A 17,075-nucleotide genomic window follows, 5' to 3' on the forward strand; every position below is an offset into this window, starting at 1 on the left:
GGAGGTAGTGGCTGTGGATTGAGTTCTACAAAAGTACCAGGAGGTAGTGGCTGTGGATTGAGTTCTACAAAAGTACCAGGAGGTAGTGGTTGCGGATTGAGCTGTACAAAAGTATCCCATGACCCATATGGAATATACTGCATAGGATTTGGTGTAAATGATGTATATAGCTGTAGATGACAACATGGAACTATATGCATTAATATCTCATCTCCTTCAAAATAATAATTCGTTCATGACAATGTATGTATTTTAGATTTAAGTAAAGTAGTAATACTGCCTAATATTTAAAAATAGTTAAATCCAATTTACTAGGACAAAAATACATTCGTACAATGAATATATAATTGGGTAAGAGGGGATATTTTATGGGATTCGAACCAAAAGAAACAGCCTTAAAAGTTGCTGAGGCGGATAATAAACGCTTAACTAAAACATACTTTGACCCAGGTTGGATTGTATTCAACAGTAATACTGGAGATAAAAGTGATGTTTGTATGTCTATATCTAACGTTACGTGTACAGTTATGCTCAATTCTGATAAGAGTAATCAAGTTAGTTTTTCATACATCCTAAATAACAACAGGACCGTCTTAGGGGACGCAGCGTGGAATCTGGTTTTTTGATTCTTTATTTAACTAAAGATGGAGGAGTTCCTTACTAAATGGCGGGATATTGTATCACCTGATTGTAGCTTAAAGAACTATCCTGTCACGCACATGTGGCCTATTCCACGCAATATTTATGATGACTTTGGGCAAATTCGTACATTTCTTAGTACCTCCTCAACACCTTGATATCCTTGCCCTAGGTAACAAAAATTATTAGTCAGATTATAAGAAAAAGTATGTCTCGATTTTAAATCATTGGCTTTTATCGCTAATAATTTAATAAACTGTCACCTAAAAAGAAACTATAGGTTAGCCAATAATTTGTATAGGGTACAATTTCTATTTCATTTACAATATTCATTATACATGCTCCTCTGCAGTGTAATAAAAAAGACATTGGACAAATACGTCCAATGTCTTTTTCTCTCTTATATACTTGTCTTGTTTATCTTGTATTTATATACCAAGCAACTGCTTCTTTTTGGCGTTAAACTCATCTTCTGTAATAACACCCATATCGTACAGCTCTTTGAACTTCTTTAATTCGTCTGCTGTTGATATTGGAGCAGATACTGCTTGTGGTTGAGCTTCATTAGGTTTGCTTTTTAAAGTATCTAGAACTTGATGAATATGATTATTAATGGATTTTGCTGAATCTTTATCTAACGCAACTTTGATCTTTTCTTGCGGAGTATCAATTGTTAGAAAGCCGAACAACATCCCTGTTTCAAAAGATATATCATTTATCTTTTTATGATCTACTGCTTTGAATTTTTCACCAGCCATTGTTTTTTGTCCAAACATAATGCGTTTATTAGTTATGGCGTAGGCATAATTACCATCATGCTTTGTTGTAGATTGATAATCATGCATTCCGATATAAGTCATATGAATTTTTTCGCCATTCATCAAGTTATCTTCTAGTACCTTGAAGTGTTTTACAGCCCACTTTTCATTAAAGCCAGAACCGAATTTATTATCTATACAGAATTGATACATTCCTTCAGCGCATGACAATGGATCCTCAGCAAGTTTTGCTATCTTTGCATCGATTGTAGCTTTCAATTCTTCGATAGTGTCCGTACTTACACTTACAACACCCAAGCCACCTGCTTTATGAAAGCAATCTGGGCATAGCCATGATAGCCATGCATCAGATTTTAGTATTTTATAACGATTTAAACCAACCTTTTTATCACAAACACCACATACTATCTTTTAAAAAAAAACCATAATTCTTCCTCCAGTTATATATATCGAATAGTAGCAAACAAACCTAGCTTTCTACGAAATATTATAATTTGTAAATATAAGTATAACACACCTAAAATACTATAGAATGCCAAACAAAACCTTAACCATTTGTTCCTCTATAGTTTAAAAAGAAAAAAGACATTGAAACAAACTGTTCAATGTCTTTTTTCTTTTTAAATGTTTGTATACTCAAAGTATAATTTTTCTGGTTTTCCATACATGTTAATTTCATTTTGATATACAACAGCTAATGGCTGAGACATCTCAATGCTTTCCACATAGGATAATGAAGCAGTTGCTTCTATTTTTTCTTTAATCTCATTAGGAATGTCTGAGTAAGATAAGTTATTCATTTTACTTCCTAGTTTAGTATCTGTAGCAGCTTCATAATAAATTTCGGTAATTAAGACTTCATTATCATCTGGATCATATATGTATCCTCGATTAACTGTAATCATATTATATAACTCCTCTCAAGTTTCATATTCTAATTTCTTGTGCTTTTAGCATTGCAACAAGTACTTTACATATTTAGATTCCCTTGTTCTTCTCTTTCGAATGCCATTATGAATTGATACTTATTATCTTACTTCATCGTAAACTGTTGGAATTTCCAACAGTATAAAGGAGCGATAAAGGTTTGATTTTATAGATAGTAAGTTCATAACTTTTAACGTGGTAATTAATTTTTTTCTTTTGAAAGTTTTAAATCATTTCCCCTATTGATAATGTTGACTTATCTAAAGTAATTGCATGTTCATATTTCATCATAAATATCCTCTTTTTTAAATAAAAGGCACGAAATATGTGCGTTTCATCCATATTTTTTTATCGTTTTCCGACAGAAGACTCCTTCCTCAAAAATGTGAAGGTGTGAAACACCAATTTTAGGTGGGAGATGAATGTCGGTTGGCATAAGCCAACATATTTGCTATCATTTACTTGTACAGGTTGCTCTTCGAAAACTGAAGATTTGAGGTTGGTTGCAGAAAAACGTTGCAACCGTAAAATCTTCAACGTTCTATCGCCCCACGCTTCTCAAAATTGCGAAAACCAAGCTAAAGTAGGTAGTGTGGTGAGTCAGCGTACAAGATACTTATGTTCTCACCGTAGGGACTGCGGGTAGAGCCTGCTAAGATAACTCGTGGATGCATCGGTGTTCGCAGGAATCTCCCACTTCAAACAGTCCGTTAGGACGTTAAGTGGTGAGTAGTTCAAGCTATACTCTGTAAAAATTCATATAATCTCTCCTCTAAATTAAACAAAAAGCACAAAATATGTGTTTTCTCATTTAGCATACTTTTAGTCCTGAAGGTTTATGTATAAGTGATTCCTAACTCGAAGACAACACAAAAAGGACTTCTTCAAGTCGATTAAAATGTGCATAGCAAAATAAGCTATATATACACTAATCGGCTCAAAGAAGCCCTTTCATAATTGAAACAAGAATACAACTTGTTTCTAAAACTCAACCACAACACATAGGGTGTGGGAATAGACGGAATCAATTAAACAATAAATATAGATTTATATTAAACCATTTTTATATTATATTCAATTGTTTTCAATAGAAAAGGGATAAGAAGGAAGTTTATATGCAGATCCCACATGTATTGTATAATAATGCCCCTGAATCCCCTGCTATAAATCCCCTCTTATATTCAGTCCCTGGAGTTACTTCATGTACTGTATTTCAAAATATAGCTTTTCTGGCTTTTGATTTTGAACTAAATAACAAAGTATTTCCTTAATATTTTTTTCTTCTACTTCAACACTTTCCATATAGGTCATACTTTCGTTTTCCTGGACCTTTTGAAAAATAGCAACAGGTACTTTAACTGCATCAAATACACCCATTTTACTGCCTAACTTTTTTTCTGATGTACCATCATAGAAAATTTCATTTACTATTACCTCATTATCATCAGGATCGTACATGTACCCTCTTTGTATACGTAGCAATATAGTACTCCTTTCTTTTATATTCCTCCAATGAAATAACTATATTTGTATATAATGTTATTTTATTAACAGGTGTCAAAGAATATTATTTCGCAAAATCCGTGCTTTGTATAGAGGTAGATATAGGATTATTAATTTTGTTAAGTTTTTTTGAATACTCCAAGCTAATTATAAAATAAACAAGCCACCTTTAAAGCGAAAGCTTGTATGGTGGCTTAGTTTTCTATGAATAGCTTTGTATCTAATTGTTTGATCTCCCCTTCTGCAAGAGGTTGATAAAAAGCGTGTTGTAATCCTTGAAAATGTAAAGATTCCCCTATGCATAACAATACTTTACCATGAATTAAATCAAGTAATAGTTCATTATTAATTTGCTTTGCTTGTTTTTTAGTAGAAACATAAATAACTAAAATTGTAGGGTTATTCCCTAAGTCCTTCATAATAACATCTTTTCCTGACTCTACAAAAGTCTTCCATCTAGCAATTATTCGTTTTAATCGATCCTTTTGATCAGATAATAAGGTGGAGTATACAACAAAATTAAATTTACGTTCTTTTCCTCCATTTACTATAAAACTTAAAGAAGGGGTAAAAACCCCTTTACTAATAGATGGATGCATAATATGCCCTAAAAATGAAGGAGCATAGCGTAAATGGCAAAGTAGGTCTATATCATGCCAATAACGCAGGTGAATATATTTACCATGATTGTCAAGACGCTCTGGGGCAAAGAAGAACATATTTCCTTGCCAGTATTTTAGTAGTTTAAATCCATTGTTGGATAAGGTATATGTTTCTTCAAAGATTTCCATATCAAAAATTTCTACTTGCCATTTTTCGATAAATTGATAGTAAAGTAATCCTTGAAGTGCATTATTAATTTTCTTCCGCGAAAATTTATTCTTGAATAGATATAATAAATGATTAAACCGAACGGATGTATGAACACCAATAAAATTGAGTATAGCATATTGTTCCTCTGTTAAAAGTTGCTTAAACTTAACTAATTCGTCATAAGAGTGGAATACATAGGTTTTATCCAAATCATGTATTCGATATATTTGAAGTCCTTGTGCATCCTCACTTGATAAATGAGGAATAGAAGGGATATAAGTAGATATTTGTTTCTCTATTGTATGCATAATCATCCATTAAAATTGGTAAATTGACGAATTAGATTTTTTACTTTGGCCTTGCGGATAATTTAGGATACGTACTGTTCCTCTTCTATTTTTAGCATCAATATTAAGCAGCTCACATGTAACAATTGTTTGGTTTATTGCGTCATCCATGGTTGGATTTGCCAGATTACGACCTTTTAGTCCTTTAAACTGAATACCTGGTGCAACCTCTACGAAAATTCCAGCAATAGCATCTATCCCTACAATTTTACCTACAAATCGGTCACGTCGTTTGTTTAATTCTAATAGTTTTTCCATTGGATCTGTTTCTAGTTTCTTTTTATTTCCTCTAAACTCATATCGCCCATTCTTTTCCACTACTTTATCGATGATAAGCTCTACAACATCACCAATAATAATATCCGTCGAGCGGACGAATGAATGAGACCATTGCGAGTATCTTACTCCTACTGTTACACCATGAACTTCAACCAGAATAGCTTGTGCAGATGGAATATGTCCAGAAACTGTTCCTGTGTATACTTTATTCCCCTCTTGCTCTACTATTTCTTCATATAATTTTCTTTGCAGTGCAAGTTCTCCTGCAGTGATAGATACAACAGCAAAGTTCCCTTCCTCAGTTTTTTGGAAATGCTCAATAATAACAGGTTTTGTTCTACCTATCAGCCATTGAGGATTTTTAGGAATATTTATACCTGCCTCTGTAATTGGACAATATGCTGTCGTATGAGTACCAATTTGCATTGTGAGCACTTGTATTCGCTCAGATGTTCCGTTTTTAGTTGGGAATAATTTTTCAGATACTACGGTAATTAAGCCTTTCCCTACAGTACGTTCACGTTTCATACGAGCTAATTCTTCTAATTCATGTTCACGTATTCGTTCAAATTGATTGAAAGTTGTTTCTATAAAGGTTTCCTCTAGCGTGCTATCCGGTTCAAATACCATCCCTAGCTCTTTTGCAATTTGAGTATTTACTTTACCTTCTACCATTATATTTTCCTCCTAGAACGTAAAAAAGGACACACCTGTACCGTTGGAATGGTACGTAAGGTGTGTCCTTCACGTAAGTCATGTTTTGTTTGTATAATTATTAATTTTAATATAACGTTTTTAAGTAATTTGTGCAAGTCTTATTTTTTAAAAGGGAAAAGCTAAAATACTATATCTAGCTTTTCCTGGAAATAAAATCTGGAATTAAAAGTTATTATAGGTTTCTATAGGTATTAATCAAAAAAATCATCTAATTCCTTACTCATTACATTAGATGTATTTTTCTTTTGTTGCTGGTTTTTATTAAGTAGTGAATTCGTATTGTTATACGTATTCTTTTGTTTGGCTTTTAAGCCTTTTTGGCGTTCTTTATAGTTCATATGTTTATCTTCATGCTGCTCTTCACTATTTCTAGTGTTCTCTATCATATTCTTTTCTAAGTTTTGATGAACAGTAATGCCAATAGATTCGTAAACTTTTGCAACCTCTTCATCAAGCTTATTTTCTTTAGTGGGAGTAACTGTTTTTGTAGCTGGTATTAAATTAGTTTTCATATTTGTTTTTGTTTCCTCTAATACTGTAGTTATAAGTCCCCCTGTTGGAAGCTTTTTTTGCAGTGGATCGGTCTCAACAGGAATTCCTAAATGAATTGGGTATTCTATATCCCTTTTTGTTTCCAACATAGTATTAGATACCTCTTTCTTTCGTTCTGCTAGCTCTATATTTTGTTTAGGACTTACACTTTCCATATGTGTCTCCTTTGTTATACTCGGCAGCTCGCCATTCCGTTGTAAGGCATCTTGTAATCTTGAAGCACGTGTATAATCGATTTTAAATGCGTTCTGTAGTGCATGTATAGAAGCATTCCCTGATTCCTTAACAAAGGCCACTACATCATCATATAGGATGTCTTTAAAGAAGCCTGTTTCCTCTTGCTGTGCTTCTGTTTCTTCGTTTGGAATGCTATTTTCTCGTGAATTCGTATTATCTAAATCTGTATTAGATGAAGGAGTAGTATTGATTTGAGAATCCTTTGATAATATCGATGTACTATTATTGTTTGAAATTAAAACTTTACGAGGGCCATTCCCAGTGTAAGTGCTCACAACCTGATTGTGTTCTAACTTCTCAATAAATTGTACAGCCTTTATATGGCTGATTCTGAATTTTCTTTGCAAAAGAGATGGTGAGATTTGTTGTGATTCGATCACAAATGCCTTAATTTCTTCATACAACTTATTTTCAGTTTCTTCAATAACATGTCCCTGTTGACTGACAGCCGTAGAATAATCAGAAAAAGTTACATTTTCTACGGTGTTTGTTTCTATGGAATTATTTTGTCCTATTTTATCACCATGCCTAGGTGGAAATGATTCTATCTGTTTTATATTATTTGCATCTACATGTTTCATAGGATTTGATTTTGCGATAGATTCTTCAATGAGTCGAAGACGTTCGTTTTCCCAATATTGTCCAGACTTAATCTCTACTTGAATGATTGCTTGAGCAAATTCCTCTTTGGGTACAAAGTTACTAGTAATTTGTTGTACAGGTTGTACATGATTGTCTTGTACAATACGCGCAGCACAAATGAAGGCACCTTGTGCCATGATATCTCCTGGTGACATAACGACTTCTTTTAATTTTTGATATGTCGAACCTAAGCGACTAACGGGATTCTCTTGCATAGGAGAAATCCCTTGTTCAGATTCAGATTCTTTAAATTCCTCTGTTTCACCAAACATGTCAGAGAAAATTTTCGCATCATAAGGTGTTACATCACCAAATATCATCTTGTTACGGAACGAACCTAGTAAAGTAAACATATACTGCTCTGTGAAATCCAAAGCTAATTGAGATAGTGTTTGACTTGCAATTGTCAGAATGACTTTATATTTACGAGATTGTGCAGGGAACTCTTTGAACGGGCGCACAACATAATCAGGGAATTCATCCACAATAATATGATGGTATGGTGAAATATTTGGTTCTCTTCGGAATACAGCATTTTGCATACTTAGTAATACGAATTTTCCTAGTACATTAGAAAGATCTGCAAGTTCTCCTTTGGCTGTATTTACTAGTAAAATACCACCTTGCTCTAGGTGAACATCAAAATCAAAATCTGATTTTCCAAATAAAACACGTCGTATTAAAACATTTGAGGCTAAATCTTTTAAGATGTTACGCAAACCTTTTACATATTCTTCTTCCCGGTCATAATGCATTGGTTTTCCACGATATTTTCCTGATTTATAAATGGCCGGTTCCCCTTGGAAACCCGTTTTTTCACGAATGGTATTATCGAACCATTCATCGATACCTTTTATAATCTTATATTCGTTTTTTTGGTCACGTGAAGCAACACCACTTTGAACAAAATCATATAATTTTTCTACCTGTACTTTTAATAGTTTGTGCATACGGTGTACACGTTCTACATCGTCGTACATATCTATTAAGTCATCAAAGGTCACATCTTTTTGTGGGTTATGTAGTTTTAATAAATAAATATGTTGCTTAAGGTGGTTCCGTTGTGCTTGTTCAAAGAATGCATTATTAGATTCCGACAAACCCTGGATAACCATTGCAAAAACCTCGGCTACTTTATCAACTGGTCCACGTAAAATATTAATGTTTTTGGTATCAGGGTTTGTGGGATCAATATAATAAATCGAACTTTCAGGAATCTTGTGTGCTTGTACTAACTTAAATACCTTTTGACATAAATCATTACTCGGTTCAATAACAGTTATCCCATTTAAAAATGTTCCTTTTACTTCTTCTGTATCGTAATTATTCTTTTTATACGTATTTTCAAACTTATTTATAAAACGTACCATCCAGTGTAAATCTTGATTAATCATTGGAATAATTAAACTAGATGTCTTACCAGAACCAATAGGACCAATAATAATTCCATTTAGGGTTCTATCTTTCCCCTTGATTCGAATCATTTCTTTGTGCTTAATATGAGGACCTATCTCAACATCAGGATATATTTGTTCCTCTTGGCTATTAAACCATTTTTGCAACTTATGATTTTTATATTCGTATTTTTGTACCCACTTTAAGATTTCTTCTCTGTAACGGATAATATGGCCACTATACCAAAGAGTAAACAAAATCATAAATACGGTCGGTAAGAATACAAATATCATGGTGAGTGTATGGAAATTTCCTGTTAATACATCCCCTATTGCTTGATATTCACCAAAATTAACATGTTTTGCTTTATTCATAAGATAAGGAATAACTTTCGCATGGATAGGAGCAGTTGCAAACCATAAAAACTGAATATCTACTGCAATATGAGAAGCAATTAAAATTAATAACTTGCCATTTTGAAATTGTAAAGCTGGGATACGGCTGTAGAACCTAAAACTAAATTCTCCTAGTAGCAAAGAGAAAAACATTAAAAATAGTGGTACATATGTAATTTCTATAGGATAAGACGGTGGTTCAAATGCATAGTAGAGTAACTGTATGTAGTTTGCTACACCAAATCCAAATGAAAGGATAAATCCGCTAATTAAGGTGATTGTAGTGTATAATGGTAATCTTTGCTTAGATGTCTCCATAAAGGTTCACCTACTTTTTAAAGACATAGTTGAGCTTTATGGTGTAATGTAAAACGATTATGAAGTTCTGGTTTGTATTGTTCCTTTGATTTTTTTAGAAAGAACTTCGCTGCATCTTCAGTTTGTTTTAAATATAAGTCAATACTATCTCCTTCACACAATTGGTTATATTCTTCTTGAGAAAGTACTGCAATATTTATCTCTAGTTTGTTATTCGTTGCAGTTTCAATTATTACATCGTACCAATAATAATTAGGCTTTCCTGGGATTTTGATATCTTGTAGGGAAACGCAAAATTTAGCTCCCCCTTCTGTAATATGTTTAAGGACTAGTTCTGGAGTTTTAAATGCTTCTCTTGCTGAGAGTACTCCCCCAGTAGTTGTTGCAAATTGTAAGTTCATTGTCATTTTCCACTTCCACCTTTCTCCATACAAAAAAAGGCAAGCGACACCCACTGTAAAAACAGCGTGTGTCGCTTGCCTTAATTTCATATGTTCTGATTTGATTGTAGTTTTGAGTGTTTAGTTCAAACGTTATTTTATCATCTTAAATAATAAAAATCAATAAAATTATATAAAAGTATATAAAAAATAAACGATTAATATAATTCTACAAATTTACGTCTTTTCGGATTAACGTTATTTGCAGTATGTACCATGATCTGTTCATCGGTTGCTATATTTGTATTTTGAATGGATAGAAGTAGTACATTATCGTAAGCATCCATCAGTAGAATATCCCTAGGATTTTCACGTTTAGGATAGATAACTACAAGTGGAACGCCTTCATCTCCATCCCTTCTTGAAAACACGACATCATCTAATCTTGCAATCATTCGGTAATCATTTTCATTTCCAAAAATAAAAAAGAAATCTTGAATAGAATCTTTATCTCTCCTGTATGTTCGTCGAAGGCCACCATCTATTGATTCTTTAAACGTTTGAATTTTTTCGACAAATGTGTAACGCCAATTGACATCTCCTACTGTACGTTGGGATAAAGGAAAAAGAATATCTTGTTCCAAGTTTTGATTATCATCTGTTCCTAGAATGATATCTGAAATAACATCTCCAGCATCTTTCAATGAGCAAATGTGTACATTTAGATTTGGTATATTCATTAATAGTTCATGATACTTCCGCATAGAAAATAATAGATTTTTCATACGTACGTATGGCGGTTCTGCATCTTTTGCAAGGAACATTGATTTGTCGTACATAACAAAGACAACCGTTACATCTTCATTTGTTTTTTTTGTATATTCTATGTACTTCTCAACTTTTTCAACTAAGGTAGAATTGGTTTCTTTACACATATCCATCTCAATATGGATATTTTTATCTTGATATGAAATATGTTCATCAGGAATCAAGGCCAATTGGTTGTCCTCAATTTTCACATTTTTTTTCTGGTAAAAAGAACGAATATCTAATTTATATAATATTTCATTCGTTTGTGTCTTATTTGTAGTCGCTAAAAGAGTACGGATCATGACCTCACGTGAACACATTGTGTGAAAAGAAGTTGCTCTTGAGTAACGTCTTTTTGAACTTTTTTTAGAAATTCTTCCTATTTGCATTAAGAATTCAATTGTCTTTTCTTTTAAGGAAAATAAAGCACGTTTCGTAATACTGTCAGCCTTTTTATCTATTTTTTTAGTTAGCATAGCTCCATATTGTGAGTAACGGTCAAGCTTTGTAAATATGCTAGCTTCTGAACATTCTCTTCCCTCAAATGCACTATATAACTGAGTGATTTGTCTTGTTGTAAGTGCTCTTTTGTAATATAAAACTGTAAAGACAAATATGTCAGCTTCTTTTAAGTGAAAATGTTTTTTGGTACCTGATCTTCTATATTTATACACTTTTTCGGACAATGCATACACCTCTTATATTGAATTGAACTTAACTTAAATACTTATTATTTTTCATATACTATTACATTGATGTGGTAGTTGTAAAATAAGAAAAAATGAATAAGAGATTTTAATCTTTAGAGATACCTCGTTTTGTACATCGAAGTTGAGATGATAACTACTCTTATAAATCTCTTATAAATTATTGATTTATAAGGCCCTATTAAATCCTTTGTTTTGTTAGGACGAGCTACTACTAGACACCTAACAATAGTTATAATGAAATTCCATTTGTAAAATAATGTTATGACGTCCTAACATTTATTAGATAGTAAAAATACCATTTTAATTGATTAAAATTATTCAAGAATTATAAAAAGACTTATTGATAATAAAGAGTAATTTTCTCTATCTTTAACTCGAAATTCAACTTTTTATATGTGATGAAGCGCTCTTTCCAAATTCTGATATTGACTCAATTTAAAATTCCAACTTTTTCTTTTAGTTGTTTTTTATTGTATAGAATCATAAATTCACTTAGATAAATATTATTAATTGTTTCTACCAAATCAAAAATAAGTTAGAAATATGTCTACAGGTACTTAACATATAGGTTTTAGTCACTTGAACTACTTCCCCTTTTGCTTCGTTGAGAAGGAGTAATCCTAACTGAAATGATAAAATTAACCAATTGTTAATTTTATGTAAGGTTATAATTGCTATCATCATTCCTACTACATTACAAAAGTTTATATTGTAATGTAAGTATCACTTTGATGTTAATAAGATGAGATCTCACTTTTAATAATCTAGTTTGAACAAAATGTTTCTTTTTCATAGTAGTGATGTGGTTGTTAGCCTACTACTTTTAGAATGTCAAATTTGATTTATCTTAGTATTCTCTTTTTAATATGTTGAATATTGAGGGGATTGATGCTGTTCATATGAAATTAACAATCTCTTCTACTTGCTTTCAAGGAATGAATGAAATTGACAAGGAATTGAATTCAAATGAGGAACAGAGGATAATTTTTCTTATAACTTATATAATAATGTGAACTAACAAGTACTAAGTGAAGAACAGTGCATTAACATAACATTAACAATGAGCGGTCTTATAAGTGATAAAACCTGTTAAAACAGCTAGGTAATAAAGAAAACCTTAGTGTGAATTGCTATAAGAATGTTTTGAAATCTCTTTAGTAATATAAATACACACGACTAATATAAGATGTTAGAAAATTGAGAAATCAAAGCCGGATTATATAAGCTGTACAAGTACGGTTTATATATAAGTTTTATATAAGAGTCTTATATAAATATTTTTGTTAATTTGATAGGTAATTTTTCGTTTTAATATTGATATAAAAGTATTAACTTATACACCTTATATATAAAACTTATATATAAGGTGTATAAGTTTTTCTTGGATTTTCATGTTAAAAAAATAGGTGATTTTTAATCAGTTTTTTAAAATTTTAATCTGGATTTTTTAATAATCTTTGTTGAAATGTAAATCACATGAAATTTAAGATTGATATAACATGTATACGCATTATATATACGTCGTACATCTAAACCCTTATAATATATAGATTAATTCCAATTTTATTTTTATAAGTCTTATATATAAGACCTTTATATAAGTTTTATTTATAATGACTTGATATACGACGTGTAATGATGTACTATGTTCCTAGGAATAATTAACCAGTGTTTTAAGGGGGGGACAACTTGAACGAAGTTTTAAGTGAAAAATATCAAACAATCAAGTTTGCAGATGAAGTAGTAAACATGTTTGCTGATATACTTGAACAAGATGAGATACTCTATAGTGTATTTCTATACATAGGAAACATAGTAAATAAACAATTTCAAGAGACGAAGTACATGAGGGGCATATCTATTAATGAAATAGTGGAAAATGTAGTTATTGATAGGAGAGTAAAGAAAAAAAAGGGAAAATCCTATTCATTAGAGGTTGAACGTACAAATATATCTAGACGTTCAGCGGAAATAAGTGTGAGTACGTTATCATCAATGTCTTTAATCTATGAAAAAACCATGCACCCATATAAATTTTTGATCTCAACTTATAGAGGGCAACAAGTACTGATTGAGTTAGGGAAAAGAAAAAAGATAAATAAGGAGAGATAAAATAATGGCAAAAAACTTCTTAAAGAATGAAGTGGCAGTTAAAATGACGATGGTCGGTTTTGGTCAAGCTGGTACTAGAATGGTAGATAAATTTGCGGAATATACACATACAGATGGCACAGCAGTATATAATTGCTTAGCACTAAATAGTAATGATGGAGATCTAGCTGAATTAAAAAATGTACCAAAAAGTAATCAAGTTTCACTGAAATTAGGTGGTTTAGGTAAGAACCCTGAGCGTGCAGTAAAAGTCCTTGATTCAAATGAGGAAGCAAAAGAAAAGCTAAAAGAATTTATTACTGAACGTGTAAGACCTACGGATGAACTTGTTTTATTTTTTGCAGGTTTAGGTGGAGGAACTGGAACTTCTACAATCATTAAGGCCATTGAAGAATTTTCGGCTTTTCATAACAAGCCAGTAATCAGACAAGAATTACAAAAGGTTGCGCAGCTATATCCAATGGCTGAAATTAAGGCGAATCAGGCAAAGTTTGCAAGAATAGCCTTTGAAAATGCTATTGAGCGCAAAGACTTTATTAAAATGGGGATTGTTGTAACTCTTCCCGTCCGAGCGGATGGGCCCGATGTATTACGACAAGTAAATAAATTTTCACAGGAAATTTGGAAATTAGCAAATGATAAATCAAAAGGTGTAGCATTTGTAGTATTTGCTGATAACCAGCATTTTTACGATGAATTTAAGGAATTAAATGAAAATGAGAAAAAAGGTGTCGCTAATTCACGAGATTATGCAAATCAACGTATTAGTGAAATTATTCATGAGTTAAATACCGCTGCTAATGGATCTGGTACATCTGTAATACTGGATTCTCAAGACTTTAAACGTATTTTACTTGAGAAAACGGGCTGTTTAGTAATTAATAAGGTTTCACGTAATATGAATCAAATAGAAAATAGCCATGCAATTATAGAAATGTTTCAAGAATCATTAAGAGGAAGCTCTTTCCATCCCCCAATTGATTTGATGAAGAAGAACGATGATGGTTCAGTTGAAGCATCAAAAGTACATCATTTTGGTATGCTTGCTATCCTAGATGAGCAAAAGAATATTAATGATTCCTTTATGGATGACGCTAAGGTAGAAGTTTCAAATAATTTACCTATAAATGGCACAGTCTTTAATGGATATTTGGTGAGTAAGAATGATTTCTTAGGAAGTGTATATACATTCTATAAAACTGATGCATTACCATCGAGATTATCTAAAGGTTTAGTTGAAGAATTTAATGAGTTTAAAGAAAGACAAAGCCAAATTCAGTATAAAAAGTCTCAAATTAGTACGATTGAAAGTATAGATGAGGATGAGGATTTAGGTTTTGCATTTGGAGATTTTATCGATATGGGTAGTGATGAAGAAAATAATAATGCTGGAGCAAATGAAGATGAAGATCTAGCAGATTTTTTAGATCCAGATAAAATGTTTGGTACTACAAAATAATAAAAAAGTCTGGACTAAGTTCCAGACTTTTTTATTATTCTACTGAATTCATAAGAGATTTTATATGCTCAATAATATTATCTTGTATGTACTGCTCTATGAAGAGTTGTTTTTTACTCAAATCTTCCTCTTTTTTAAACCAGCCTGCTTTTCTAGTACGCTCTTCCTCAGGTTTATTATTCCATAAGCTCTCTGCTTGTTTTCTTAATTCTTGGCGTGCTCTATGTTCAATAATAAAATTATCAAGCCTATCTTGGCGTTGGCGTAATTTTAACGTTTCTACATCTTCTGGTTGTGGTAACTGCTTTAATATACTCTGTACCTTCTCTTCATAATGAGATTCAATATGTTTTATTTTTTCTTCTAACTGTTTAGTTACCATTTTTTCAATAATTTCTGCAGTAGCTTGAAGGTTTAATTCAGTGGATACCTCATTTGTTTGATGTTCTGGTGACACTGGTCTTAAATCAAACTGGTGTGGTAAAAGGTCAATAATTGCATCTAAAGACCATTTCTCATCCCTTTTCTGCTTTATAAATAGAGCAATTTCAAGGTCTAAAGCATTATAGAGTTTTTCATTTGTATTTTGAGTTCTTAAAGTTTCATGAAGTCCCTTTTCTTCTAGGATATTGAACCAATTATAAACTGTATTATGATGACGTCCTACTAGTTTTGAGAATTCTGTTATCCGCCATGCTTTTTCGAAAACATTATCATCTAATATATCATCATCGTTAATTTGATGGTCTTGTTTTTCATTTTTTTGCTCAATCATTGTAACTACCTCCTCAAAAATCAACTCATAAACAACTAATTATAATTAACATGTGAGCTGAAATTAACATGTTAGCTAGTATTTCGATAATATTTGTAAAAATCCCTACCAAACCAGTAAATTACATGAAATATGAAATTAACATGTAAACATATACTTGTTAACAAAACATTAACGTTTAGTATAAAATTCGGTTGAATTAGTAACTTTATTACCAATTTGAAATATATCAGTGGTAATGTTTTGTTAATAGGAATATATATTATGTTAGTAGCACTACTGATAGTTGCTATGAGATTAACAAATTAGGCTACTTAATATTAATGATAAGGAAATAAAGCTATTTTGTAAATAAGTTATAAGGATATAATCCAGGTATATAACGGAAAATACACATAGTAACGTCCAAAATGTAATTATCACGTATAAAAACTAGTAAAAAGTAAATGATATTAATGTAGATTTAGTATTGTTCAATAAACAAAACGGTATTTAAGGATATAGGAGTACAATCATAATACTTCAAAGAGGTTCGTTCCTACCCCCTATTTACTTGCTACGGATCTACTTATGTATATTAATTTAGTATAGAATGTACAATTTAAGCTGTATATTGCATGTCATGATAGAAATTTATGTAGTCAGTATCAACAAAACGATCTTTATCAGTATTTAAGAACAAACTGAGCCCGTGAATTAACATTGATATAAAATGCGACATTGACATGAAATCGACATTAAAACAACCTTCTAACAACACACAAGCACATATTGTTAATGTTTTGTTAACTATAATAGACATATCAACCCTATGTTTACATGTTGATCTAAAAAGATTACCTTTTAACATGAAATGTGAATCGTAAACGAAGAATTTTATGGGGAATTTTGAGGAAGTTTTTAAGATACTAAAGTTTGATTTAGAATAATCCTGATGATGTGTTTTTGTAGATATCCGATCTCTAGTACACGCTTGCATATATTAATAAAATCATAAATAAGATGATGAGATTAACATGTTAACCCAAATTAGATAAGTATACTTCGAATATCCATAAAGATAACATTGACATGAAATAAGAAATCGCTATGAGGTTAATATAACATTAACAAAATCTATTCAAACTAAGGACGGATCATCCTAATTGTTAATGTCATGTTGATCAGAGATAGAAAATACCATTTAGACTTAGAGATACTAGTTATTCTAATGGGTGTTTATGACTTAAACCTCTTAAAAAGTTAATAAAAGTAATTGGTAATAAAATATAGCATGCGCTGGTTTG

General features: G+C 31.6%; 13 protein-coding genes. 3 read left to right on the plus strand and 10 right to left on the minus strand.

What is annotated here, in order from left to right; all coding sequences use genetic code 11:
• Positions 1 to 200, minus strand: a 200-nt coding sequence (locus MR170_RS26000; RefSeq protein ID WP_242309926.1) for a hypothetical protein, incomplete at its 3' end; no start/stop codon positions are given.
• 168 nt (positions 201 to 368) lie between these two features.
• On the opposite strand from MR170_RS26000, the gene MR170_RS26005 reads away from it, so the two are divergent.
• Complete coding sequence (locus MR170_RS26005; protein WP_242309928.1) at positions 369 to 626, plus strand: hypothetical protein; 258 nt, start codon at positions 369 to 371, stop codon at positions 624 to 626.
• 441 nt (positions 627 to 1,067) lie between these two features.
• Here MR170_RS26005 and MR170_RS26010 read toward each other — a convergent pair whose 3' ends face one another.
• From MR170_RS26010 to MR170_RS26045, 8 genes are all read right to left on the minus strand, one after another.
• Positions 1,068 to 1,715, minus strand: a complete 648-nt coding sequence (locus MR170_RS26010; protein WP_242309931.1) for a PH domain-containing protein — start codon at positions 1,713 to 1,715, stop codon at positions 1,068 to 1,070.
• A gap of 323 nt (positions 1,716 to 2,038) precedes the next feature.
• Complete coding sequence (locus MR170_RS26015; RefSeq protein ID WP_043936475.1) at positions 2,039 to 2,323, minus strand: hypothetical protein; 285 nt, start codon at positions 2,321 to 2,323, stop codon at positions 2,039 to 2,041.
• A gap of 1,216 nt (positions 2,324 to 3,539) precedes the next feature.
• Positions 3,540 to 3,827 carry a hypothetical protein gene (locus MR170_RS26020; RefSeq protein WP_002083359.1) on the minus strand — a complete coding sequence of 96 codons (288 nt, stop codon included), beginning with the start codon at positions 3,825 to 3,827 and terminating at the stop codon, positions 3,540 to 3,542.
• A gap of 215 nt (positions 3,828 to 4,042) precedes the next feature.
• Positions 4,043 to 4,969 (minus strand): hypothetical protein, encoded by a 927-nt coding sequence (locus MR170_RS26025; protein ID WP_242309933.1) that lies wholly within the window; start codon positions 4,967 to 4,969, stop codon positions 4,043 to 4,045.
• Between the two features lie 9 nt (positions 4,970 to 4,978).
• Complete coding sequence (locus tag MR170_RS26030) at positions 4,979 to 5,962, minus strand: RNA-binding protein (protein WP_098353486.1); 984 nt, start codon at positions 5,960 to 5,962, stop codon at positions 4,979 to 4,981.
• A 233-nt stretch (positions 5,963 to 6,195) separates the two neighbouring features.
• A complete protein-coding gene (locus MR170_RS26035; RefSeq protein WP_242309936.1) occupies positions 6,196 to 9,543 on the minus strand; it encodes a DNA translocase FtsK in 3,348 nt (1,115 codons plus the stop codon).
• A 17-nt stretch (positions 9,544 to 9,560) separates the two neighbouring features.
• Positions 9,561 to 10,034, minus strand: a complete 474-nt coding sequence (locus tag MR170_RS26040) for a hypothetical protein (RefSeq protein ID WP_082044813.1) — start codon at positions 10,032 to 10,034, stop codon at positions 9,561 to 9,563.
• Positions 10,035 to 10,141: 107 nt separating this feature from the next.
• Complete coding sequence (locus MR170_RS26045; RefSeq protein ID WP_242309938.1) at positions 10,142 to 11,419, minus strand: replication-relaxation family protein; 1,278 nt, start codon at positions 11,417 to 11,419, stop codon at positions 10,142 to 10,144.
• 1,713 nt (positions 11,420 to 13,132) lie between these two features.
• On the opposite strand from MR170_RS26045, the gene MR170_RS26050 reads away from it, so the two are divergent.
• Positions 13,133 to 13,555, plus strand: coding sequence for a hypothetical protein (locus tag MR170_RS26050; protein ID WP_001006726.1), 423 nt, complete (start codon positions 13,133 to 13,135; stop codon positions 13,553 to 13,555).
• Between the two features lie 4 nt (positions 13,556 to 13,559).
• Positions 13,560 to 15,014: an FtsZ/tubulin family protein gene (locus tag MR170_RS26055; RefSeq protein WP_001097036.1), complete on the plus strand. Its 1,455-nt coding sequence runs from the start codon at positions 13,560 to 13,562 to the stop codon at positions 15,012 to 15,014.
• A 34-nt stretch (positions 15,015 to 15,048) separates the two neighbouring features.
• Here the strand turns inward: MR170_RS26055 and MR170_RS26060 are convergent, their stop codons facing one another.
• Entirely contained in the window at positions 15,049 to 15,789 is a 741-nt protein-coding gene (locus MR170_RS26060; protein ID WP_000572537.1) for a MerR family transcriptional regulator, read from the minus strand.
• Positions 15,790 to 17,075 lie beyond the last annotated feature (1,286 nt).

Source organism: Bacillus cereus group sp. BfR-BA-01524 (assembly GCF_022662595.1).
Taxonomy (GTDB): domain Bacteria; phylum Bacillota; class Bacilli; order Bacillales; family Bacillaceae_G; genus Bacillus_A; species Bacillus_A thuringiensis_S.